The sequence below is a fragment of the Pseudomonas sp. CCC4.1 genome, assembly GCF_035019225.1.
In the GTDB taxonomy this organism is placed as follows: Bacteria; Pseudomonadota; Gammaproteobacteria; order Pseudomonadales; family Pseudomonadaceae; genus Aquipseudomonas; species Aquipseudomonas bubulae.
On record NZ_JASJWL010000003.1, the window covers coordinates 84010 to 104982 of the forward strand.

A 20973-nucleotide genomic window follows, 5' to 3' on the forward strand; every position below is an offset into this window, starting at 1 on the left:
AAAACGGTGCACACCCGCAGCGTGAACTGCGTGCTGCACCGCAAGAGGGACTGTTACGTGATCAAAAAACTTACGGCAATGCTGCCACAACAGACAGTTCAACCAGGATTTCGGGCTCGCACAGCTTGGCCTCGACAGTTGCGCGGGCCGGCGCTACACCCTTGGGCAGCCATTGGTCCCAGACGCTGTTCATGCCGGCAAAGTCGGCATCGATGTCTTTGAGGTAAATAGTGACCGACAGGATACGGCTTTTATCGGAGCCCGCCAGGTCCAGCAAATGCTCGATATTGGCCAGTGTTTCACGGGTCTGTTGCTCGACCCCGGCGTTCATGTCGTCGCCGACTTGCCCGGACAGGTAGACAGTGCCGTTATGGGTAACGATCTGGCTCATGCGTTCATTGGTGAGCTGGCGCTGGATTGCCATGTTTTGCAGTCTCCTGGTGGTTGCCGTAGCGGGAAATATCAAGGCCTTCGGCGCTGATTTGCGGGGTCTTTTTGGCCATTACGTCCGCGAGGAAACGACCGGAACCGCAGGCCATGGTCCAACCCAGTGTGCCATGCCCGGTGTTCAGGAACAGGTTTTTGAACGGGGTTGCGCCCACAATCGGCGTGCCGTCCGGGGTGGTCGGGCGCAGGCCGGTCCAGAAACTGGCCTGGCTCAGATCACCGCCCTGAGGATAAAGGTCGTTGACGATCATCTCCAGGGTTTCGCGTCGGCGCGGGTTCAGCGACAGGTCAAAACCGGCGATTTCAGCCATGCCGCCAACGCGAATGCGGTTGTCGAAACGGGTGATCGCGACCTTGTAGGTCTCATCGAGAATGGTCGAGGTCGGTGCCATGTCCGAATTGGTAATCGGAATGGTCAGCGAGTAGCCCTTGAGCGGGTAAACCGGCGCCTTGATGCCCAGTGGCTTGAGCATTTGCGGCGAGTAGCTGCCCAGTGCCAGAACGTAACGGTCGGCGGTTTCGAGTTTGCCGTCGATCATCACGCCATTGATGCGATCACCTGCGTAGTCCAGACGCTGGATATCCTGGCCGAAGCGGAACTCAACACCCAGGTTTTTGGCCATTTCAGCCAAGCGGGTGGTAAACATCTGACAGTCGCCAGTCTGGTCATTGGGCAGGCGCAGGGCGCCGGCCAAAATGTCGGTCACGCTGGCCAGTGCGGGCTCAACCCGGGCAATACCGGCACGGTCGAGCAGTTCGAACGGTACACCGGATTCTTTCAGGACCGCGATGTCCTTGGCGGCGCCATCGAGCTGGGCCTGAGTGCGGAACAGTTGTGTGGTGCCGAGGTTACGGGCTTCGTAGGCAATACCCGTTTCGGCGCGCAGTTCGTCGAGGCAGTCACGGCTGTACTCGGACAGGCGAACCATGCGCTCCTTGTTCACGGCATAGCGGCTGGCGGTGCAGTTGCGCAGCATCTGTGCCATCCACAGGTACTGATCAACGCTGGTCGTGGCCTTGATTGCCAGAGGTGCGTGGCGTTCGAGCAACCACTTGATCGCCTTGAGCGGCACGCCCGGTGCGGCCCACGGCGAAGCGTAGCCCGGGGACACCTGGCCCGCGTTGGCAAAGCTGGTTTCCATTGCAACGGCTGGCTGACGGTCCACGACAACCACATCAAAACCGGCTCGGGCCAGATAATAGGCGCTGGCAGTACCAATAACGCCGCCACCCAATACCATAACTCGCATATTCATTCCCTCATCGCGGCCAGCCGCAGACGTTTATTGTTCGATGCAAAGATGAGCGCAGTATATGAAGCATTGAGCAGTGGTATTCACTGTATAAGAAGCTATATTTGGCGACAATTCTCGGGCATAACCCTTTTCACGGAGGAGAATCTCCTATGCGTACAAATCATCAAACAAAGCGTGAATTGGACAAGATAGATCGCAACATTTTGCGCATCCTCCAGGTCGATGGCCGCATCTCGTTTACCGAGCTGGGAGAGAAGGTTGGGTTGTCGACCACTCCCTGTACCGAACGAGTGCGCAGGCTGGAACGTGAAGGGATCATCATGGGCTACAACGCCCGGCTGAACCCGCAACATCTACAGGGCAGCCTGCTGGTATTTGTGGAAATCAGCCTGGACTACAAATCAGGCGATACCTTTGATGAATTCCGACGCGCCGTGTTGAAGTTGCCCCATGTGCTGGAGTGTCATCTGGTGTCGGGGGACTTCGACTATCTGGTGAAGGCGCGGATCAGCGAGATGGCTTCTTACCGCAAGCTGCTGGGTGACATCTTGCTCAAGCTGCCCCACGTGCGTGAGTCCAAAAGCTATATCGTGATGGAAGAAGTCAAAGAGAGCCTGAATCTGCCGATTGCAGATTGACGGCTTTCCCTTAGAGGGGCTGCGCAGACCGGCTTTTGCCTTTAGTCCCCTCTCCCTCCGGGAGAGGGTCAGGGTGAGGGGGCTCTTGATCTAGACCAGCACCTGCCGCGTACTGGCGATGTACTCATGCACCAGCTTCTCTGCGCTGGGGTGAATCATCTCTACCGGGCGTCGACCGTTGGGGCACGGCAAGGTGGGGGTAGTGCCAAACAACCGACAGATCAATGGCCGCTCTTCATACACCGTGCAGCCATTGGGCCCCAGATGCACACAGTTCAGCTCATCCATTGCTGCTTCTTGTTCGGCAGCCGTCTTGCGCGGCAAGCGGGCCATTTCTTCGGATGAAGTGGTCACAGGCCCGCAGCAGTCATGGCAACCCGGCACGCATTCGAACGAGGGGATTTGCTGCCTGAGAAAGCGGATCTTGTGACTGTTACAGCTCATCCAGAACGTACCGATTGAGAAAAGGCCGCAGAGTCTGCCTGAAAACCCCTGCCCTAGACAGGGCCATTCGGCTGTTCTTGCCCCACGGGAATGGCACGGCTTATGCTCCGTCAAATTTTCCAAACATCAATAATCAGGATTACGCACATGAACGCCCCTGTTCAGCGCAGCCAGCACACCGCTTCTTATTACGCCGCCAGCAGCCTGCCACAACCCGATCATCCGGTGTTGCAGGGCGAGCTGGTGGCGGATGTGTGTGTGGTGGGCGGTGGCTTTTCCGGCCTGAATACGGCGCTGGAGCTGGCCGAGCGCGGCATGAGCGTGGTCTTGCTGGAAGCGCACAAGATCGGTTGGGGCGCCAGCGGGCGCAATGGCGGGCAACTGATTCGCGGGGTCGGCCATGGTGTTGAGCAGTTTGAAGGCGTCATCGGCAAGGACGGTGTGCGGCAAATGAAGCTGATGGGGCTGGAGGCGGTGGAAATCGTGCGCCAGCGCGTCGAGCGTTTCAATATTGCCTGTGACCTGACCTGGGGCTATTGCGACCTGGCCAACAAACCCCGTGACCTTGAAGGTTTTGCTGAAGAGGCCCAGGAGCTGCGCGATCTGGGTTATCGCCATGAAACCCGTCTGTTGCAGGCCAACGAAGTGCACAGCGTGGTGGGTTCGGACCGGTATGTCGGCGGCTTTGTCGATATGGGCTCGGGTCATTTGCACCCGCTGAATCTGGCGCTGGGCGAAGCAGCGGCCGCTGCGCAACTGGGTGTAAAGCTGTTTGAAAACTCCGCAGTAACCCGCATCGATTATGGCCCTGAAGTACGGGTGCACACGGCCCAGGGCTCAGTGCGGGCCCAAAGTCTGGTACTGGGCTGCAACGCCTATCTCAAGGACCTCAACCCGCAACTAAGCGGCAAAGTGCTGCCTGCGGGCAGCTACATCATTGCCACCGAGCCGTTGAGCGAGGCCCGGGCTCACGCCTTGCTGCCACAGAACATGGCCGTGTGCGACCAGCGCGTGGCGCTGGACTACTACCGTCTTTCGGCAGATCGGCGTCTGTTATTCGGTGGGGCCTGTCATTATTCTGGGCGGGATCCGCAGGATATTGCCGCGTACATGCGTCCTAAAATGCTCGAGGTGTTCCCGCATCTTAAAGACGTGAAAATCGACTACCAGTGGGGCGGCATGATCGGCATTGGTGCCAACCGCCTGCCGCAGATCGGCCGCCTGCAAGAGCATCCCAATGTGTATTACGCCCAGGCGTATTCAGGGCACGGGGTTAACGCAACCCACCTGGCGGGCAAGTTGCTGGCCGAAGCTATCAGTGGCCAGCACAGTGACGGTTTTGATCTGTTTGCCAAGGTCCCGCATATCACCTTCCCGGGTGGCAAATACCTGCGTTCGCCATTGCTGGCGCTGGGGATGCTGTGGCACCGGTTAAAAGAGCTGCGCTGATTCAAACCTGTAGCCGCTGCCGCAGGTTTGGTTACGAACGCCAAAATGGCTTGCAGCCTTCCTGCCGGGCCATTTCGCGGGTCAACCCCACATCGCGCAGCTGCTGTTCGTCCAGGTTCAGCAGCATCCGGCGACTGCGAGCACGGTGGCAGAACAGCCCCCACACCCCAAGACCGGCCGGGGTGCTGGTGACTTGACGGGCTTCATGCTCAGCCAGTAATTGTTGGCTGTGCAGCGTCAGGCGCACATCGCTCAAACCATTCATCAGACAGCTCCTTTTGACTCGATTGCCATGAGTCAGCATGATGGCCGTGCGCTGGAAACCATGACAGATTCAGCAAAGTCTTTTTAAATACATACAGATCTGCCATTTCAGGCGCTGAATCCTTGGTTTACGCCCCATCTGTACTGGCCCACCCTTCGGGAGTTCTGCCATGACCCTTTATGTCAACCTCGCCGACCTGCTCGGTACGCGCATCGAGCAGGGCTTTTATCGCCCTGGCGACCGTTTGCCGTCGGTGCGGGCGCTAAGCGCCGAGCATGGTGTGAGCCTGAGTACGGTGCAGCAGGCGTATCGCTTGCTGGAGGACAATGGCCTGGCGTCGCCGCGGCCCAAGTCCGGGTACTTCGTGCCGATGGAGCGTGAGCTGCCCGCCCTGCCGGGCATGGGTAAACCTGCCCAGCGACCCGTGGAAATTTCACAGTGGGAGCAAGTGCTGGAACTGGTTCGCTCAGTGCCGCAAAAGGACGTGATCCAGTTGGGGCGCGGCATGCCGGACGTCACCACGCCAACCATCAAGCCGCTGTTGCGCAGCCTGGCGCAGATCAGCCGGCGCCTGGACTTGCCCGGTCTGTATTACGACAACGTCTACGGGGTACTCGGCCTGCGCGAGCAGGTGGCGCGGTTGTTGCTCGATTCAGGCTGCCAGTTGGGCGCAGAAGATCTGGTAATCACCACCGGCTGCCATGAGGCCTTGTCGTGCAGTATTCGAGCCGTGTGCGAACCGGGGGATATCGTCGCGGTCGACTCGCCAAGCTTTCATGGCGCCATGCAAACCCTCAAGGGCCTGGGGATGAAGGCCCTGGAGATCCCTACCGATCCGCTGACCGGCATCAGCCTCGAAGCCCTGGAACTGGCCCTGGAGCAGTGGCCGATCAAGGCTATCCAGCTCACCCCCAGTTGCAACAACCCACTGGGCTACATCATGCCCGAAGCCCGCAAGCGGGCGCTGGTGACCCTGGCCCAGCGTTTTGATGTGGCGATCATAGAAGACGATGTGTACGGCGAACTGGCCTACACCTACCCTCGCCCGCGAACCATCAAGTCCTTCGACGATGACGGTCGTGTCCTGCTGTGCAGTTCATTCTCCAAAACCCTGGCCCCCGGCTTGCGCGTTGGCTGGGTGGCGCCGGGGCGTTATCTGGAGCGGGTGCTGCACATGAAATACATCAGCACCGGCTCTTGCGCACCGCAGCCGCAACTGGCGGTTGCCGACTTCCTGAAAAACGGTCATTTCGAGCCGCACCTGCGCAAAATGCGCAGCCAATACCAGCGCAATCGCGACCTGATGCTGGGCTGGATCAGCCGCTACTTTCCGCCCGGCACCCGTGCCAGCAGGCCCCAGGGCAGCTTTATGCTGTGGCTTGAGCTGCCTGACGGCTTCGACAGCCTGCGCCTCAACCGCATGTTGCTGGACCAGGGCGTGCAGATCGCGGTGGGCAGTATTTTTTCGGCTTCGGGCAAGTACCGTAATTGCTTGCGCATGAACTACGCTGCAAAGCCTACGCCGCAGATCGAAGAAGCGGTGCGCAAAGTGGGTATGGCAGCCAGTAAACTGCTGGCAGATACCGTTTAACTCCAGTGACGTCTGGCCCGAGGCTTTACCCGTTGAAATCACTTTGCGCATTGTTTTTAGTCGTCTTGCTGGGAGGCTGTGCCACGTTGGACGTACCCCGTGAACCCACCCAGGCGTTACCCGCCGCAGACTCGGCCTTTGGCCGCTCGATCCAGGCCCAGGCCGCGCCGTATCAAGGTCGCTCGGGGTTCAGGCTGCTGCCCAACAGCGGCGAAGCCTTCAGGGCCCGGGCCGAGTTGATTCGCAACGCGCAAACCAGCCTCGACCTGCAGTACTACATCGTCCACGACGGCTTGAGTACGCGCATGCTGATTGACGAATTGCTCAAGGCCGCAGATCGCGGCGTGCGTGTGCGCATCCTGCTCGATGACACCGCCAGTGATGGCCTGGACGATATCCTGGCCACCCTCGCCGCTCATCCCAATATCCAGATTCGCCTGTTCAACCCCCTGCAACTGGGCCGTGGAACGGGTGTAACCCGAGCGATGGGACGGCTGTTCAACCTCTCGCGCCAGCACCGGCGCATGCACAACAAACTCTGGCTGGCCGATAACAGTGCGGCGATCGTGGGCGGGCGCAATCTGGGCGATGAGTACTTCGATGCCAAGCCGGAGCTGAATTTTACCGATATCGACCTGCTTGGCGTCGGCCCGGTGGCCGAGCAGTTGGGGCACAGCTTCGATCAGTACTGGAACAGTGCCCTGAGCCAGCCGATTGGTGATTTTGTCTCCTCGCAACTCTCTGAGCAGGAGCTGGGCAAGGCACGCAAACAACTGGAGACCTCGCTCAAGCGTGCGCAGCAACGCAACCCGGCGCTCTATCAGGAGCTGGCCTCATACGAAACCCGCCCGCAGCTCGACGTGTGGCGCAAGGAGCTGATCTGGGCCTGGAATCAGGCGCTGTGGGATGCTCCGAGCAAGGTGCTGGCCCGGGATGAGCCTGACCCGCATCTACTGCTGACCACACAACTGGCGCCGGAGCTGGTAGGCGTTAATCAGGAGCTGATTCTGGTTTCAGCCTACTTTGTGCCGGGTGAAACCGGGCTGGTGTACCTGACGGGCCGCGCCGATGCCGGGGTCGATGTACGTTTATTGACCAACTCCCTGGAGGCTACAGACGTGCCCGTGGTGCATGGCGGTTATGCACCCTATCGCAAGGCGCTGCTGGAGCATGGGGTCAAACTCTTCGAATTGCGCCGCCAGCCGGGCAGCAGCGGTGGCAGTGGCCCGCACTGGTTCAAGCCCGGGATGAGTTCGGATTCGAGCCTGCACAGCAAGGCGATGATCTTTGATCGGCAAAAATCCTTTATCGGTTCATTCAATTTCGATCCGCGTTCAGGCTTGTGGAACACCGAAGTCGGCGTGCTGGTGGACAGCCCCGAGCTGGCCGCCGAGGCCCGCAAACTGGCGTTGCAGGGCATGGCCCCGGCCTTGAGTTATGAGCCGAAACTGGAGCAGGGCAAGATGGTCTGGGTGACCGAAGACAATGGCCAGTTGCACACTTTGCATCATGAACCGGGCAACTGGTGGCGCCGGCTCAATGCCTGGTTCAGCAAAAGTGTGGGGCTGGAAAAAATGCTCTGATTGGCGGCTGCCCTCTCCCCAACCCTCTCCCGGAGGGAGAGGGAGCTGATCGACGGCGATTCTATAGACGTATGCGACCAGCACGGCGAAACAAGTCGCCCAACGCATGTCTGTGCTCCAATTATGTGGTGTAAAAACCATTGTGGGAGCGGGCTTGCTCGCGATGAAGGCACCGCGGTCTGTCAATCAGACCCGGTGCTGTCATCGCGGGCAAGCCCGCTCCCACAGGGTGTTGCGTTTAGAGGATTACAGCTTGATCCAGGTGGACTTCAGCTCGGTGTATTTATCAAACGCGTGCAGAGACTTGTCACGGCCGTTGCCCGACTGTTTGAAGCCACCAAACGGCGCGGTCATGTCGCCGCCATCGTATTGGTTGACCCATACGCTACCGGCGCGCAGGGCCTTGGCGGTCAGGTGAGCCTTGGAGATATCGGCCGTCCAGACGGCTGCCGCCAGGCCGTATGGCGTGTCGTTGGCAATCTTGATGGCCTCTTCGGCACTGTCGAAGGTGATAACCGACAATACCGGGCCGAAGATTTCTTCCTGGGCGATTTTCATCGCATTGCTGACGCCGTCGAAAATGGTCGGTTCAACGTAGGTGCCGCCGGTTTCTTGCAGAATTTGATTACCGCCTGCTACCAGTTTTGCGCCTTCGCTATGGCCGGACTTGATGTACGACAGCACGGTGTTCATTTGCTGGGTATCCACCAGCGCGCCCACGGTGGTTTCCGGGTCCAGCGGGTTGCCGGGCTTCCAGCCCTTGAGGGCGTCGATCACCAGCGGCAGGAACTTGTCCTTGATCGAGCGCTCCACCAGCAGGCGCGAACCCGCGGTGCAAACTTCACCCTGGTTAAAGGCAATGGCGCTGGCAGCGGCTTCGGCAGCCGCTTGCAGATCCGGCGCATCAGCGAAAACGATGTTCGGGCTCTTGCCACCGGCCTCAAGCCAGATGCGCTTCATGTTGGACTCGCCAGCGTAGATCATCAGCTGCTTGGCGATTTTGGTCGAACCGGTAAACACCAGCGTATCGACGTCCATATGCAGGGCCAGCGCCTTGCCGACCGTGTGGCCGTAGCCTGGCAGCACGTTGAAGACGCCCGCTGGAATGCCGGCTTCAACGGCCAGCGCAGCGATACGGATAGCCGTCAGAGGGGACTTTTCGGACGGCTTGAGGATGACCGAGTTACCGGTCGACAGGGCCGGGCCCAGTTTCCAGCAGGCCATCATCAGCGGGAAGTTCCACGGCACAATGGCAGCGACAACGCCCACCGGCTCACGGGTTACCAAGCCCAGTTGGTCGTGCGGGGTGGCGGCGACTTCGTCGTAGATCTTGTCGATGGCCTCGCCGCTCCAGCTCAGCGCGCCGGCAGCACCGGGCACATCGATGTGCAGGGAGTCACTGATCGGCTTGCCCATGTCCAGGGTTTCAAGCAGGGCCAGTTCTTCAGCGTTTTGCTTGAGCAGGCCGGCAAAGCGGATCATTGCGGCTTTGCGCTTGGCCGGAGCCAGGCGGGACCAGACGCCGGACTCGAACGTCTTGCGGGCCACTTCCACGGCGCGCTGGGCGTCAGCGCTGTCGCAGCTGGCAACCTTACCCAGCAAACGGCCATCGACCGGGCTCAGACACTCGAACGTTTCATTGGAGACCGCATCGGTGTATTCACCGTTGATGAAGGCGCGACCTTCGATTTTCAGCTGTTGAGCCCGTTGTTCCCAGTCAGCACGCGTCAGGGTGGTCATTCGAGTGTCCTCCTCTTGTTGAAATGGAAGCGCCACCCTAAACCAGTGGCCCTGGAACTTTCAATATATTTGACACAGGTGGCGTAAACACCATGGCTTGTTCGTTTTAATAAACATAGACTTTAATTTTGCTGACCACACATGCCGCAATTTCGGGGGGATAACAAAGATGAGCATCGCAAGCGTAGTCGACTTCAGCACTGCCAATACCCAGGCTGAACGTTTTAGCCCGGCCCCGGAAAAGGTGCTTAAAGGCAACCCTGAGCAAGTTATCCACAACCACTACGACAGCCCCTGTGGGCAAATGAACGCCGGGGTGTGGGAAGGAGCTGTGGGCCAGTGGACCGTCAATTACACCGAGCACGAATACTGCGAGATCGTGCAGGGCGTTTCCGTTTTGCGTGACCATGAAGGTAACGCCAAGACCCTGCGCGCCGGCGATCGCTTTGTCATCCCCGCGGGATTCAAAGGGACATGGGAAGTGCTGGAGCCCTGTCGGAAAATTTACGTAGTCTTTGAGAGCAAGGCCTGAGACAGCTGATCCAGAGCCTTCAACAAGCCCTGCCACGCTTTGATGGCGGGGCTTTTTTATGCCTGCCCTCCAGGGCTACAGGCTACAAATTCAGAAATACGTCGCCAGCGCCCTTCGCGTCAATGTGAGCCAGTCTTGAGAGAACGCCGGGCACTTAAGGAATGAGCAGGCCCGCAGCGTTATTTCATTTATCTGAAAACAGGGAAGACCCATGTCCAGTCTGAATACTTTGAAACGCCTGTTGTTGACCACCAGCGTCCTGCTGGGGTTTTGCTCCATGCCCGCGATGGCTGAGGAGGACGGCAAGTGCAAAACGGTTGCGATCAATTTTCTGGTTGCGCCTGAGGCGACGCCTGCTTTGCTGGAGATGCTGCGCCGGGAGTCCGGGGCAACCGAGTTGCGTGTCGAGAGGCCGGGCATAGGCTACACCCGAGAGCACAACGCAGACCGCCTTCGCGTGGTCGTCGACGAAAACAACCTTATGCAGAGCTATATGTGCGGCTAGGGCTGACAAACGCGCACAAAAAAGGCCCGTATCGTGAGATATGGGCCTTTTTCGTAAGAAGAAAAACCAATTACTTGATTTTGGCTTCTTTGTAGATCACGTGCTTGCGAACCCGCGGATCGAATTTTTTGATTTCGATTTTGTCCGGAGTGGTGCGCTTGTTCTTATCAGTGGTGTAGAAATGGCCTGTACCAGCGCTCGACACCAAACGGATCAATTCACGCATGATTAGCTCCCTTAGATCTTGCCAGCACGGCGGATTTCGGCCAGCACGACAGTGATGCCACGCTTGTCGATGATACGCATGCCTTTAGCAGATACGCGCAGACGTACGAAACGTTTCTCTTCTTCAACCCAGAAGCGGTGATGCTGCAGGTTCGGCAGGAAACGACGACGGGTTTTGTTATTTGCGTGGGAAATGTTATTCCCAGTCACCGGACCCTTACCGGTAACTTGACAGACTCTCGACATGCCTCAGCCCTCTAAAACCACATGCCCAACCCGGCATGGGTTGGCCGCTTAATCTCTCAGTCATGGCGCCAGGCGCCGCGTTTCTTTAAGGGTCTTACCGGCTACACCTACAAACGCAGGAACCGGGCCCCTAGAAAAGAGCGCTGCTTTATACCAGAAAGACTAAAGAGCAACAACAAGCAGTGTGATTTGGTGTAATTAATGAAGCCGCCATTTTAACGCCAATCCGCGCGGCGTCTATGCCTTGTGGCGTTTTACCGCTCGTCGCTGGGTGAAAGGTTTCGGGGGCTGGTGCCCGCTCGTAGCCGCTGCCGAAGGCTGCGATCGAGCACGTAGTGGTCGCCTTTTCACGCTTGCTCAAGGCCCTGGAAGCCCTTTCCCGGCCTGCGACAGCGACTACAGGATGTCGAATGCCATTAAAAAGTGGTCATTTGAGTACCAGAACACTAGGGTAAGACTTTTCCAGACTGCACTTGCAGATGGGCCTTATCGACTTGTACAGGAAACAGATCATGCGCCTCGCTGCCGTCCCCTTTTTGCTCACCTTTTGCCTGAGCCCGCTCGTACACGCGGCCACCTTGAGCGTTTGCACCGAGGCCAGCCCTGAAGGGTTCGACGTTGTGCAGTACAACTCGCTCAGTACCACCAATGCCTCGGCAGACGTGCTGATGAACCGCCTGCTGGACTTTGACGCTAAAGCCGCGAAGCTGGTGCCTTCGCTGGCGCAAAGCTGGTCAGTGTCCCCTGATGGTCTTGTGTACGATTTCAAGCTGCGCCCCGGGATCAAGTTCCACAGCACGCCTTATTTTTCCCCCAGCCGTGAGTTGAATGCCGATGACGTGCGTTTCAGCTTCGAACGCATGCTTGACCCTGCCAACCCATGGCACAAGGTGGCGCAAAGCGGTTTTCCCCACGCGCAATCCTTGCAGTTGCCTGAGCTGATCAAAAAAATTGAAACTCCGGATCCGCTGACCGTGCGCTTCACCCTGAGTCGCCCTGATTCGACCTTTTTGCCAGCGCTGAGCATGGGCTTTGCCTCGATCTACTCGGCCGAATATGCCGACAAGCTGATGAAAGCAGGCACACCGGAGCTGATGAACAGCCAGCCGATAGGTACCGGGCCTTTTGTATTCAACCGTTTCCAGAAAGACGCGGTGGTGCGCTACAAGGCCAACCCGGACTACTTTGCCGGCAAGCCAGCCGTTGACGGGCTGATTTTTGCCATCACCCCGGACGCCAACGTGCGGCTGCAAAAATTGCGTCGCAATGAATGCCAGATTGCTCTCTCGCCCAAGCCGCTGGACGTCGCAGCTGCCGCCAAGGATCCAGCGCTGGCTGTAGCGCAGACCCCGGCCTTCATGACCGCGTTTGTGGCCATCAATAGCCAGCATCCACCGCTGGATAAACCCGAGGTACGTCAGGCCATCAATCTGGCTTTCGACAAGGACACTTATCTCAAGGCCGTGTTTGAAAACAGCGCCCAAGCGGCCAACGGTATTTACCCGGCGACCACCTGGAGTTATGCCAAAGACTTGCCGGGCTATGCCCACAATCCGCAAAAAGCCCGTGAATTACTGGCCAGGGCGGGTCTGAAAGACGGCTTCAAAACCACGATCTGGACGCGCCCGACAGGCAGCGTGCTCAATCCCAACCCGAGCCTTGGCGCGCAGTTGCTGCAAGCCGACCTGGCCAAGGTGGGTGTGCAGGCCGATATCCGCGTGATCGAATGGGGCGAGTTGATCCGTCGCGCCAAGGCTGGCGAGCATGACCTGCTGTTTATGGGCTGGGCAGGCGATAACGGTGACCCGGACAACTTCCTCACGCCGCAGTTTTCCTGTGCTGCAGTGAAATCCGGAACCAACTTTGCGCGTTATTGCGACAAGGCGCTGGACGGTTTGATCAGCCAGGGCAAGACCCTGACCGATCAGGACAAACGCAGTGCTTTGTATCAAAAGGCGCAAGCGCAGATCCAGCAACAGGCGCTGTGGCTACCGCTGGCCCATCCAACGGCCTACGCACTGACCCGTAAAGACGTACAGGGATATCAGGTGAGTCCGTTTGGGCGCCAAGACTTTTCAACAGTCAGCGTTAAGCCCTGAGCCTTACATCCAGCCGCGCTCGACCATTGAAAGCGGCTGGCCGTCACCGACTATAAAATGATCCAGCACCCGCACTTCGATCAGATCCAGCGCCTGGATCAGGCGCTTGGTCAACGTGCGGTCAGCCTGGCTGGGGTCGCTGATGCCCGAGGGATGGTTGTGGCAGAAAATCACCGCTGCCGCATTGTGCGCCAGGGCACGCTTGACCACCTGGCGCGGGTAGACACTGGCGCTGTCTATCGAGCCCCTGAACAGCACCTCGAAGGCCAGCATGCGGTGCCTGGAGTCCAGAAACAGGCAGCCGAAGACTTCGTGTGGCTCATGGCGCAGCAATGACTTGAGATAATCCCGAACGACTTGCGGGCTCTCCAGCGCGCTGTCGCGGCGCAAGCGTTCGGCCAGGTGGCGGCGGCTCATTTCGAGTACGGCCTGCAACTGGCTGAACTTGGCCGGGCCCAGCCCGAGCGGGAGACAGAATGCGCGCAGATCGGCTTCGAGCAAGGCCCGCAGGCTGCCAAACTCGCTGAGCAGATGGCGCGCCAGATCGACTGCACTTTTGCCCGAAACCCCGGTGCGCAAGAAGATTGCCAGCAGTTCGGCGTCTGAAAGACTGCCTGATCCGTGTTGCAAAAGCTTCTCCCGCGGGCGCTCCGCCGCAGGCCAATCTCGAATGCTCATAACACCTCCTTGTAAATGGGCGCCGCTGTTCCCTGGCAGGCGCTGTGTTATCTTAGCCCATCATTTTTGCGCGGCATTTGGCCATTTTCTGCGCAGTCATCATCGAACTAAAAGGCAGGCCTATGCAGCGGCTGTATCGAAAACGCATTGTTTTGGGCGTCGGCGGCGGCATCGCGGCTTACAAGAGTGCAGAGCTGGTTCGCCGTCTACTGGACCAAGGCGCGGAAGTAAGGGTTGTCATGACCCGTGGCGGCAGCGAATTCATCACGCCTCTGACCATGCAGGCGTTGTCCGGGCACCCCGTTCATCTGGATTTGCTCGACCCTGCGGCTGAAGCAGCCATGGGGCATATCGAGCTGGCCAAGTGGGCCGACCTGGTACTGATTGCACCTGCAACCGCTGACCTGATTGCCCGCCTTGCCCAAGGCCTGGCCAATGACCTGCTGACCACCCTGGTGCTCGCCACGGATGCCACGGTTGCCATCGCTCCGGCGATGAACCAGGCCATGTGGCGCGACCCGGCCACCCAGGCCAATACCCGGTTGCTCGAAAGCCGCGGCCTGCGCGTGTTTGGCCCGGCCTCCGGAAGCCAGGCCTGTGGCGACGTGGGCTTTGGCCGCATGCTCGAAGCGGATGATCTGGTGAGCTGCGCCGCCGAGTGTTTTCAGCGTCAGGTGCTAACCGGCAAGCACGTGCTGATCACCGCAGGCCCTACCCAGGAAAACATCGACCCGGTGCGCTACATCACCAACCACAGCTCCGGAAAAATGGGCTTCGCCCTAGCTGAAGCAGCAGTGGAAGCCGGCGCCCGTGTGACCCTGATTACCGGCCCGGTACACCTGCCGACCCCGGATCGCGTGACCCGTATCGACGTGGTCAGTGCCCGTGACATGCTCGCAGCCTGTGAGGCGGCGATCCCCTGTGACGTGTTTATAGCGTCTGCTGCTGTTGCAGACTACCGCCCAGAAGTCATTGCCCCGCAAAAACTAAAGAAAGACCCTACCAAGGGTGACGGCCTGTTGCTGCAAATGGTGCGCAATCCAGACATTCTGGCCACTATCGCTTCACGCCCTGATCGCCCTTTCAGTGTCGGCTTTGCCGCAGAAACCGAGAACTTGCTCGATTACGCTGCGCGCAAGCTCAAAGACAAAAACCTCGACCTGATTGTCGCCAATGATGTGGCTAACCCCAGCATCGGCTTCAACAGCGAAGAGAACGCCTGCAGCGTGATTGATCGCGAACTGCACGCCACCGTATTTGCCCAGACCAGCAAGGGCAAGATTGCCCGCCAGCTGGTCACTTTTATCGCCGAACGTCTGAACCAGGTTTAACTCGTATGCACGCTTTGCAAGCCAAAATCCTCGACCCTCGCATTGGTAACGAATTCCCGCTGCCGCAGTACGCCACTCCTGGCTCTGCCGGCCTGGACCTGCGCGCCATGCTTAAAGAAGACACCGTTCTGGAGCCGGGCCAGACCCTGCTGATCCCCACCGGCCTGTCGGTGTACATCGGCGACCCGGGCCTTGCCGCCCTGATCCTGCCGCGCTCGGGCCTGGGCCATAAGCACGGTATCGTACTGGGGAACCTGGTCGGCCTTATCGACTCTGACTATCAAGGCGAACTGATGGTGTCGTGCTGGAACCGTGGCCAGACCGCCTTCAACATCACCATCGGCGAGCGTATCGCTCAACTGGTGCTGGTGCCGGTAGTGCAGGCGCACTTTGAGCTGGTCGAAGAGTTCGACGAAAGCCAGCGTGGCGCTGGCGGTTTTGGCCACTCCGGCAAGCTCTGATTTGTATTTCAAGGCCAGGCGTCCTGCCTGGCCTTTCACGCATTCCCGAACCCCTCTGAACATGGAGTCTCCCCCTACAATGAGTAGCTCAGCTTCGGTCGCACCGAAATTCCCTGACAGCATTTTTCGCGCCTACGATATTCGTGGCGTGGTGCCGGAAACCTTGACGGCTGAAACCGCGTACTGGATAGGCCGCGCCATTGGCGCCGAGAGCCTGGCCAAGGGTGAGCCCCATGTGTCGGTAGGTCGGGATGGGCGCTTGTCGGGCCCTGAGCTGGTCGAACGCCTGATCCAGGGTGTGGCGGACAGTGGCTGCCAGGTCAGTGATGTGGGGCTGGTGCCGACACCCGCCCTGTATTACGCGGCTAACGTATTGGCAGGCAAGTCGGGGGTCATGCTCACAGGCAGCCACAACCCGTCCAACTACAACGGTTTTAAAATCGTGATCGCGGGCGATACGCTGGCCAACGAACAAATTCAGGCATTGCATACACGCCTGAAAACCAACGATTTGACCTGGGGCGAAGGCAGCATTGAACGCGTTGACATCTTGTCGCGCTACGCCGAAGTGATTACCCGTGACATCAAGCTGGCCAAGCCCTTGAAGGTAGTGGTCGATTGCGGCAACGGCGCTGCTGGCGTGATTGCACCGCAACTGATTGAAGCGTTGGGTTGTGAAGTAATCCCGTTGTTCTGTGAGGTGGATGGCAACTTCCCCAACCATCACCCTGACCCGGGCAAGCCGGAAAACCTCGTGGACCTGATTGCCAAGGTCAAGGAAAGCAATGCCGATGTAGGCCTGGCCTTCGATGGTGATGGCGATCGCGTGGGCGTGGTGACCAACACCGGCACCATGGTGTTCCCGGACCGTTTGCTGATGTTGTTTGCCCAGGATGTCCTGGAGCGTAACCCGGCAGCCGAGGTCATTTTCGACGTGAAGTGCACACGTCGACTGGCACCCTGGATTGAAGCCTGTGGCGGCCGCCCGCTGATGTGGAAAACCGGTCACTCCCTGATCAAAAAGAAAATGAAAGAAACCGGCGCCCTGCTGGCTGGCGAAATGAGCGGGCATATCTTTTTCAAAGAGCGCTGGTTCGGTTTTGACGACGGTATCTACAGCGCTGCGCGCCTGCTGGAGATCCTCAGCAAGCGTCAGGCAACCGCTGAAGAGCTGTTTGAGACCTTCCCGAACGATATTTCTACGCCTGAAATCAATATCGATGTGACGGACGAGAGCAAATTCAGCATCATTGAGGCTCTGCACGATGCTCAATGGGGCGAGGCCGCCGAGTTGACGTCCATTGATGGTGTGCGGGTTGACTACCCTCATGGCTGGGGCCTGGTTCGCGCCTCCAACACCACGCCGGTGCTGGTGCTGCGATTCGAGGCCGAAACAGAGGCCGAACTGCAACGCATCAAGGATGTCTTTCACGCTCAATTGAAGCGTGTGGCACCTGATCTCCAACTACCGTTTTGATCGACTTGTTCTACCGGAGCCCTGAATGACCCTCGAACGTGATGCCGCCTCCAACGTCGCCAAGGTTTTGTCCGAAGCGCTGCCCTACATTCGCCGTTACGTCGGCAAGACGCTGGTGATCAAGTACGGCGGCAACGCTATGGAGAACGATGACCTGAAAACCGGCTTTGCCCGTGACATCGTGCTGATGAAGGCCGTGGGTATCAACCCGGTCGTGGTCCACGGTGGCGGCCCGCAAATCGGTGATCTGCTCAAGCGTTTATCCATCGAGAGCCATTTTATCGACGGCATGCGCGTGACCGACTCGCAAACCATGGATGTGGTGGAAATGGTGCTGGGCGGCCATGTGAACAAGGAAATCGTCAACCTGATCAACCGCCACGGCGGCAGTGCCATCGGTCTGACCGGTAAGGACGCGACGCTGATTCGCGCCAAAAAGATGGTCGTGACCCGTCAGACGCCGGAAATGACCAAGCCGGAAATCATCGACTTCGGTCATGTGGGCGAGGTCATCGACATCAATACCGACCTGCTGCATATGCTGACCAAGGGTGATTTCATCCCGGTTATCGCGCCAATCGGTGTGGGCGCCAATGGCGAATCCTACAACATCAACGCCGACCTGGTGGCGGGCAAGGTTGCCGAAGCCCTCAAGGCCGAGAAACTGATGCTGCTGACCAACATCGCCGGCTTGATGGACAAGGAAGGCAAGGTGCTGACCGGCCTGACTACCGCTCAGGTGGATGACCTGATCGCCGACGGCACCATTTATGGTGGCATGCTGCCAAAAATCCGCTGCGCGCTGGAAGCCGTGCAAGGTGGCGTGACCACGGCGCATATCGTCGACGGTCGCGTGCCGAATGCCGTACTGCTGGAAATCTTCACCGATACCGGTGTGGGTACGCTGATTACCAACAGCAAACCGGCTTAAGCAGAACCAAAAAAAGCCCCGCCCGGAGTGATCCGGGCGGGGCTTTTTGATGGGCGAGGGGATTAAATCCCGTACTGCGCCCGGTACGCTTCAACGGCTGGCAGGTATTGCTTGAGGGTTTCGTCTTCGGCCAGGAACTGCAAAACCTGGTTCAACGAAACGATGCTGATCACCGGAATACCGAAGTCGCGCTCGACTTCCTGGATCGCCGACAGCTCGCCATTGCCGCGCTCCTGACGGTTGAGGGCAATCATCACGCCGGCCGCCTTGGCGCCCTGGGCCTGGATGATTTGCATCACTTCACGGATAGCGGTACCGGCCGTGATCACGTCGTCGATGATCAGGATATCGCCTTCAAGCGGCGAGCCAACCAGGCTACCGCCTTCGCCATGAGCCTTGGCTTCCTTGCGGTTGAAGCACCACGGCAGATCACGGTCGTGGTGCTCGGCAAGCGCTACGGCAGTGGTCGCCGCCAGGGGGATGCCCTTATAGGCCGGACCAAACAGCACGTCGAAGGAAATACCGCTGTCAACGATGGCGGCAGCATAGAAGCGCCCCAGCTGGGCCAGTGCAGAGCCGGTGTTGAACAGCCCGGCATTGAAGAAGTAAGGGCTGGTACGGCCCGACTTCAGGGTGAACTCACCGAAGCGCAAAACGCCACGATCGATGGCAAAGCGGATGAAATCGCGCTGATACGCTTGCATGAAAAAAGTCCCCAGATACCACGGATTTAGCTAATTAGTAAGACGGCGTGTATCATACACGCACGTGATTTTTGGGGCCATTTATGCGGATCATCAGTGTGAACGTCAATGGTATTCAGACGGCAGTCGAGCGCGGTTTGCTCAGTTGGCTGCAAGCTCAGAATGCCGACGTTATCTGCCTGCAGGACACCCGTGCCTCCGCCTTTGAACTGGACGATCCAGCCTACCAGCTCGATGGCTACTTTCTTTATGCCTGTGACGCCGAAGTCCCCGCCCAAGGTGGCGTGGCTTTGTACTCGCGGCTACAGCCGAAAGCAGTCATCACCGGGCTTGGCTTCGAGACGGCCGATCGCTACGGGCGCTACCTGCAAGCCGATTTCGATAAGGTCAGCATCGCGACCTTGCTGCTCCCTTCGGGGCAGAACGGCGATGAAGACTTGAATCAAAAATTCAAGCTAATGGACGACTTTGCCCGCTACCTGGATAAGCAGCGTCGCAAGCGTCGTGAGTACATCTACTGCGGCTCGCTGTATGTGGCGCAGCAGAAACTCGACATTAAAAACTGGCGCGACAGCCAGCAATCGCCCGGCTTCCTGGCGCCTGAACGGGCCTGGATGGATGAGATTGTCGGCAACATGGGATATGTCGATGCCCTGCGTGAAGTCAGTCGTGAAGGTGACCAGTACAGCTGGTGGCCGGATAACGAACAGGCCGAGATGCTGAATCTGGGCTGGCGTTTTGACTACCAGCTGCTGACACCGGGCTTGCGCCGCTTTGTACGAAGCGCTCGCATGCCGCGTCAGCCACGCTTCTCGCAGCACGCGCCATTGATCGTGGACTACGACTGGACACTGACTATCTAAGTGTTGATCGCAGATCCAGAAAAAGGCTCCCGCTCTGTTATCAAGGGCGGGGGCCTTTTTTGTATCCGAGGCACTTTCAGGCGAAACTGGGCGTTCGTTTATGCAAGGTGCGTATCCGGTACTGTAAAAGCACAGCGGCAATAAAAGTGACAACAGCCTGCAGTACGACGAATAGATAGATTGAAGGGCTATTAAAGTCATACAGGTAAATGACCGGGATAAACCCTGCAAGCATAAAGGTATTGATCAGTACTTGAGGGATCAGGGTGTCTCGCATTGCCCGCAAGTGGCTTGCCGTGAGCGAGAAGTAAAGCGAGCTCAATACCGACATGCATATCGCCACAAATCCTTCACTGGTAAACGTCAGCGAGCGGTCGCCAAAGATAAAAAACAAACCGCTTCCCAGCGCATAAAAACCCCCTGCAATCACGGCCATGAGCACGGCGGCGGCTAGTTGTCCGCGCGGGTAGATCTTGTCCGCATCCACGATATGCTGGCTGGTATAGACGCTATGAAGCTGAGCGAACGCTATGACCGGAATGCTGAGAAATCCGATAATAGACATACAGATCGAAAGATCGGCAACCAGGCTTTCATTCAGCGACAGCAGTTTTCCGTTAAGCAGGTAAAAGTACAATTTTTGCCCCGCTACCCCGGCGGCAATAGGAAAGCCCATTGAAACGACGTCTGCCAGTATTTTTGGCTTGACGAGGATGTGCCGGTATCCGAGCCGCATAGAGAGGCAGGCCAGGGAGATGAAGAGGGCTGTTTCGACAATCAAGAAGTAGCCAACAGCCAAGAAAACAAAGTCGTGCTTGCTGCAAAAAACAAAACAAAACATCAGGAATGCGCAGCCTGCACACGTGCACCACTTCTTTACGGTTGCACACGGCAAGGAGTGTCCAGAGGCTTCGTGGAAAAGATGGGTGAAGGTATTGATTACCAGCAAAGGGATGGCCGGAATATAAATAAGAGACAGGTAAAAAAGTTTATCCCTGTCAAGGCTGTCCAAAAAACGGATGGAGGGGAGGTAAGCGAATACGGCAAGGGCTGCGGCAAACGCAATGGCAGCGAATAAAACCGCTATCGACAGTCCGCTCTCAAAGATTGCCTGGGGAGTGAGCGCATTTTTTTGATGATGAACGATATTGCCAATGGCCGCCAGCGGCATGTAGAAAAGGGTAGATATAACTGAAAAGATCGCCAGGACATAGGCGAACACAGGAAGATCGGCAATATTCTTGTGCGCGAGCAGCGCCGCAGCGATGGAAATGCCAAAAAATGGAAAGAGTCGACTGACAATAAAATTCCATAAGTTTTCCTTTAGATTTTGCTCATAGGTCAACTTCACGTTCGACGTTCCCATAGGGTTATCATGTAATGCCCAAATATAGGCTAACAGGCATCCCTATAAGTTCGCATATCCAAGATAAGATGATGCCAGATTTCATCCACTTCCAGCGCGGGTGGCAGGACGGGATACATTGTTTGGTATTTTTATTGAGAAA

21 protein-coding genes and 1 pseudogene are annotated in these 20973 nt (G+C 58.0%); 12 read left to right on the forward strand and 10 right to left on the reverse strand.

What is annotated here, in order from left to right:
- Window positions 1-70 precede the first annotated feature (70 nt).
- Window positions 71-424, reverse strand: a complete 354-nt coding sequence (locus tag QN377_RS02315; RefSeq protein WP_094999733.1) for a RidA family protein — start codon at window positions 422-424, stop codon at window positions 71-73.
- Complete coding sequence (gene dadA, locus QN377_RS02320) at window positions 396-1697, reverse strand: D-amino acid dehydrogenase (protein WP_095017863.1); 1302 nt, start codon at window positions 1695-1697, stop codon at window positions 396-398. Before dadA ends, QN377_RS02315 begins: the two co-directional genes overlap by 29 nt.
- 155 nt (window positions 1698-1852) lie before the next feature.
- Between dadA and QN377_RS02325 the strand changes: the two genes are divergently transcribed.
- Window positions 1853-2341 (forward strand): Lrp/AsnC ligand binding domain-containing protein, encoded by a 489-nt coding sequence (locus QN377_RS02325; RefSeq protein WP_016782681.1) that lies wholly within the window; start codon window positions 1853-1855, stop codon window positions 2339-2341.
- Window positions 2342-2431: 90 nt separating this feature from the next.
- On the opposite strand, the gene QN377_RS02330 is transcribed toward QN377_RS02325, so the two are convergent.
- The gene (locus tag QN377_RS02330; RefSeq protein ID WP_003437837.1) at window positions 2432-2785 is read right to left on the reverse strand and encodes a YkgJ family cysteine cluster protein; all 354 of its coding nucleotides are present in this window, start codon (window positions 2783-2785) and stop codon (window positions 2432-2434) included.
- Window positions 2786-2932: 147 nt separating this feature from the next.
- Here QN377_RS02330 and QN377_RS02335 point away from each other — a divergent pair, with 147 nt between their 5' ends.
- Window positions 2933-4234 carry an NAD(P)/FAD-dependent oxidoreductase gene (locus tag QN377_RS02335; RefSeq protein ID WP_095017864.1) on the forward strand — a complete coding sequence of 434 codons (1302 nt, stop codon included), beginning with the start codon at window positions 2933-2935 and terminating at the stop codon, window positions 4232-4234.
- A 31-nt stretch (window positions 4235-4265) separates the two neighbouring features.
- Here QN377_RS02335 and QN377_RS02340 read toward each other — a convergent pair whose 3' ends face one another.
- Entirely contained in the window at window positions 4266-4499 is a 234-nt protein-coding gene (locus QN377_RS02340; protein WP_094999731.1) for a DUF1127 domain-containing protein, read from the reverse strand.
- Between the two features lie 169 nt (window positions 4500-4668).
- Between QN377_RS02340 and QN377_RS02345 the strand changes: the two genes are divergently transcribed.
- Both QN377_RS02345 and QN377_RS02350 read left to right on the forward strand, forming a co-directional pair.
- Window positions 4669-6090 carry a PLP-dependent aminotransferase family protein gene (locus QN377_RS02345; protein WP_094999730.1) on the forward strand — a complete coding sequence of 474 codons (1422 nt, stop codon included), beginning with the start codon at window positions 4669-4671 and terminating at the stop codon, window positions 6088-6090.
- A gap of 32 nt (window positions 6091-6122) precedes the next feature.
- Window positions 6123-7673 (forward strand): phospholipase D family protein, encoded by a 1551-nt coding sequence (locus tag QN377_RS02350; protein ID WP_095017866.1) that lies wholly within the window; start codon window positions 6123-6125, stop codon window positions 7671-7673.
- Between the two features lie 246 nt (window positions 7674-7919).
- Here the strand turns inward: QN377_RS02350 and QN377_RS02355 are convergent, their stop codons facing one another.
- Window positions 7920-9413: an aldehyde dehydrogenase gene (locus QN377_RS02355; RefSeq protein WP_094999728.1), complete on the reverse strand. Its 1494-nt coding sequence runs from the start codon at window positions 9411-9413 to the stop codon at window positions 7920-7922.
- A 169-nt stretch (window positions 9414-9582) separates the two neighbouring features.
- On the opposite strand from QN377_RS02355, the gene QN377_RS02360 reads away from it, so the two are divergent.
- Window positions 9583-9945 carry a cupin domain-containing protein gene (locus QN377_RS02360; protein WP_094999727.1) on the forward strand — a complete coding sequence of 121 codons (363 nt, stop codon included), beginning with the start codon at window positions 9583-9585 and terminating at the stop codon, window positions 9943-9945.
- 211 nt (window positions 9946-10156) lie between these two features.
- The gene (locus tag QN377_RS02365; RefSeq protein ID WP_094999726.1) at window positions 10157-10450 is read left to right on the forward strand and encodes an I78 family peptidase inhibitor; all 294 of its coding nucleotides are present in this window, start codon (window positions 10157-10159) and stop codon (window positions 10448-10450) included.
- A gap of 70 nt (window positions 10451-10520) precedes the next feature.
- Here the strand turns inward: QN377_RS02365 and rpmG are convergent, their stop codons facing one another.
- A complete protein-coding gene (gene rpmG, locus QN377_RS02370) occupies window positions 10521-10676 on the reverse strand; it encodes a 50S ribosomal protein L33 (RefSeq protein ID WP_003437824.1) in 156 nt (51 codons plus the stop codon).
- 11 nt (window positions 10677-10687) lie between these two features.
- Window positions 10688-10921 (reverse strand): 50S ribosomal protein L28, encoded by a 234-nt coding sequence (gene rpmB / locus QN377_RS02375; RefSeq protein WP_019410280.1) that lies wholly within the window; start codon window positions 10919-10921, stop codon window positions 10688-10690.
- A gap of 512 nt (window positions 10922-11433) precedes the next feature.
- Here rpmB and QN377_RS02380 point away from each other — a divergent pair.
- Window positions 11434-13020, forward strand: a complete 1587-nt coding sequence (locus tag QN377_RS02380; protein WP_094999725.1) for an ABC transporter substrate-binding protein — start codon at window positions 11434-11436, stop codon at window positions 13018-13020.
- A gap of 3 nt (window positions 13021-13023) precedes the next feature.
- Here the strand turns inward: QN377_RS02380 and radC are convergent, their stop codons facing one another.
- Window positions 13024-13698: a RadC family protein gene (gene radC, locus QN377_RS02385; RefSeq protein WP_322213849.1), complete on the reverse strand. Its 675-nt coding sequence runs from the start codon at window positions 13696-13698 to the stop codon at window positions 13024-13026.
- A 122-nt stretch (window positions 13699-13820) separates the two neighbouring features.
- Between radC and coaBC the strand changes: the two genes are divergently transcribed.
- The 4 genes and pseudogenes from coaBC (at window position 13821) to argB (ending at window position 17898) form a co-directional block, all read left to right on the forward strand.
- Window positions 13821-15029 (forward strand): bifunctional phosphopantothenoylcysteine decarboxylase/phosphopantothenate--cysteine ligase CoaBC, encoded by a 1209-nt coding sequence (gene coaBC / locus QN377_RS02390; protein WP_094999723.1) that lies wholly within the window; start codon window positions 13821-13823, stop codon window positions 15027-15029.
- Window positions 15030-15034: 5 nt separating this feature from the next.
- Entirely contained in the window at window positions 15035-15490 is a 456-nt protein-coding gene (gene dut / locus QN377_RS02395) for a dUTP diphosphatase (RefSeq protein WP_016782694.1), read from the forward strand.
- A 55-nt stretch (window positions 15491-15545) separates the two neighbouring features.
- Window positions 15546-16967, forward strand: a pseudogene (locus QN377_RS02400) (phosphomannomutase/phosphoglucomutase); the annotation flags it as partial.
- A gap of 25 nt (window positions 16968-16992) precedes the next feature.
- Complete coding sequence (gene argB, locus QN377_RS02405; protein ID WP_016782696.1) at window positions 16993-17898, forward strand: acetylglutamate kinase; 906 nt, start codon at window positions 16993-16995, stop codon at window positions 17896-17898.
- A gap of 62 nt (window positions 17899-17960) precedes the next feature.
- On the opposite strand, the gene pyrE is transcribed toward argB, so the two are convergent.
- Window positions 17961-18602, reverse strand: a complete 642-nt coding sequence (pyrE, locus tag QN377_RS02410) for an orotate phosphoribosyltransferase (protein ID WP_094999720.1) — start codon at window positions 18600-18602, stop codon at window positions 17961-17963.
- A gap of 83 nt (window positions 18603-18685) precedes the next feature.
- On the opposite strand from pyrE, the gene QN377_RS02415 reads away from it, so the two are divergent.
- Window positions 18686-19465 carry an exodeoxyribonuclease III gene (locus QN377_RS02415; RefSeq protein WP_016782698.1) on the forward strand — a complete coding sequence of 260 codons (780 nt, stop codon included), beginning with the start codon at window positions 18686-18688 and terminating at the stop codon, window positions 19463-19465.
- Window positions 19466-19541: 76 nt separating this feature from the next.
- On the opposite strand, the gene QN377_RS02420 is transcribed toward QN377_RS02415, so the two are convergent.
- The gene (locus tag QN377_RS02420) at window positions 19542-20816 is read right to left on the reverse strand and encodes a hypothetical protein (protein WP_141232503.1); all 1275 of its coding nucleotides are present in this window, start codon (window positions 20814-20816) and stop codon (window positions 19542-19544) included.
- Window positions 20817-20973 lie beyond the last annotated feature (157 nt).